2 protein-coding genes and 1 pseudogene are annotated in these 2026 nt (G+C 71.5%); all 3 read left to right on the top strand.

All coding sequences use genetic code 11. The annotated features are described in order from the left end of the window. On the top strand, positions 1 to 658 hold a 658-nt coding region (locus G6024_RS15040; RefSeq protein ID WP_277355623.1), incomplete at its 5' end, for a riboflavin kinase. Between the two features lie 112 nt (positions 659 to 770). Then, the gene (gene rpsO / locus G6024_RS15035) at positions 771 to 1040 is read left to right on the top strand and encodes a 30S ribosomal protein S15 (RefSeq protein ID WP_067717704.1); all 270 of its coding nucleotides are present in this window, start codon (positions 771 to 773) and stop codon (positions 1038 to 1040) included. Positions 1041 to 1404: 364 nt separating this feature from the next. After that, positions 1405 to 2026 (top strand): annotated as a pseudogene (locus G6024_RS15030) (polyribonucleotide nucleotidyltransferase); the annotation flags it as partial.

The following is a 2026-nucleotide window of genomic DNA, read 5'->3' as shown; positions in this document are numbered from 1 at the left end:
GGACCGGGTCCTCGTCCGCGGCCTGCGGGCCCGCGCGGTCACCGTGGGGCGGAACTTCACGTTCGGTCGACGCGCGGCAGGTACCCCGGAGACCCTGCGCGAGCTGTGCGCCGAACGCGGCATCGTCTGCGAGATCGTCGACCTGCTCGAGGCCGGGGGAGAGACCGTCTCCTCCAGCCGTATCCGCCGGTTGCTGTCCGAGGCCGACGTGGCCGGCGCCGCCGAGGTCCTCGGCCGACCGCACCGGGTCTCGGGCGTCGTGATCCACGGTGCCGGGCGCGGGGGGCGGGACCTGGGTTACCCCACCGCCAACCTCGACCTTCCCGAGTACACCGCCGTGCCCGTCGACGGCGTGTACGCCGGGTGGTTCACCGTGCTCGACGACGGCCCCGTCGGCGGCACGATCGTCCCGGGACGGCGCTACCCGTCCGCGATCTCCGTCGGCACCAACCCGACGTTCGGGGACTCCGCCCGCAGCGTCGAGGCGTTCGTCCTGGACGAGTCGGCCGACCTGTACGGACGACTGGCGGCGGTCGACTTCGTCGACCACGTCCGCGACATGGTGAAGTTCGCCTCCGTCGACGAGCTGCTCGTGGCCATGGACCGCGACGTCACCACGACCCGGACCGTGCTCGGGGCGGACGCCGACCGGCCGTGACCTCGGATTGGGCCGACACGTCCGCGGACTGGTAACGTCTCCCGTCGGCCCTCCTGTGGTCCGCGGCGGCGGGGCCCAACATTCACGCGGACTGGAACAACCAGGAGTCACCATGGCGCTGAGCACCGAAGACAAGAAGGCCGTCCTGGCCGAGTACGGCCTCCACGAGACCGACACCGGCTCGCCCGAGGCCCAGATCGCCATGCTCACCAAGCGGATCTCCCAGCTCACCGAGCACCTCAAGACCCACCAGCACGACCACCACTCGCGGCGCGGCCTGCTCCTCATGGTCGGCCGTCGGCGTCGTCTGCTCAAGTACATCGCCAAGACCGACATCGCGCGCTACCGCTCGCTGATCGAGCGTCTCGGCCTGCGTCGCTGACGCACGACGACGACCGCGTCACCGACCCCGCCCGGTCCATCCGGGCGGGGTCGGCGCATTTCCGCGAACCGGGCCGCCGGGTGTCGGGGGCGTCACCCGCGCGCGCCCGGTGACCCGGACGGTTTTCCCTGATAGCCTCGGTGGAGCCGGTGCACACGTGCCGGGGTGGTCGACAGGTCCGATTGACGGTCCTCGGTAGTGGCCGCCGGAGCCCGACGCCCGGGAGCATCAGCATCCGTGGCACACGTTCCGGCCGCTTCGATCGAAGACCGAGGTCGAACCGGGACCCCCTGACGTGTCGCCCGGTGGCCCCGGCGGGACGATTCCGCCGTGCGGCCCATGCACCCGACACGACAGGAAACACATGCCACAGATCACGGCCGTCGAGGTCGAAGACGGGGTCTTCGAGACCGTCGCGACCATCGACAACGGCGATTTCGGTCGCCGCGAGCTCCGCTTCGAGACCGGCCGGCTGGCCAAGCAGGCCGCCGGTGCGGTCGTCGCCTACCTCGACGACGACACCATGCTGCTGTCCGCCACCACGGCGGGCAAGCACCCCAAGGAGCACTTCGACTTCTTCCCCCTGACGGTGGACGTCGAGGAGCGGATGTACGCCGCGGGACGGATCCCCGGTTCGTTCTTCCGCCGCGAGGGGCGTCCCAGCACGGACGCCATCCTCACCTGCCGGCTCATCGACCGGCCGCTCCGCCCCACCTTCGCGGACGGGGTCCGCAACGAGGTCCAGGTCGTCGTGACCGTCATGAGCCTCGACCCCAAGGACCTGTACGACGTGGTGGCCATCAACGCCGCCTCCGCCTCCACCCAGCTGTCCGGCCTGCCGTTCTCGGGCCCGGTCGGCGGCGTGCGCGTCGCGCTCATCCCGACGGCCGCCGACCCGGCCGGCCAGTGGGTGGCGTTCCCCACCGCCGAGCAGCTCGCCGACGCCGTCTTCGACATGGTCGTCGCCGGCCGCGTCGTCGGCTCCG

Source organism: Dietzia maris, assembly GCF_014144855.1.
GTDB classification, from domain to species: Bacteria; Actinomycetota; Actinomycetes; order Mycobacteriales; family Mycobacteriaceae; genus Dietzia; species Dietzia kunjamensis.
The sequence above is the reverse complement of the archived record's forward strand: the minus strand, read 5'-3'. Positions and strand labels throughout refer to the sequence as shown.

Bases quoted from the DNA above. Each gene is read 5' to 3' on its own strand.
- rpsO (WP_067717704.1), top strand. From the start codon at position 771: ATGGCGCTGAGCACCGAAGACAAGAAGGCCGTCCTGGCCGAGTACGGC.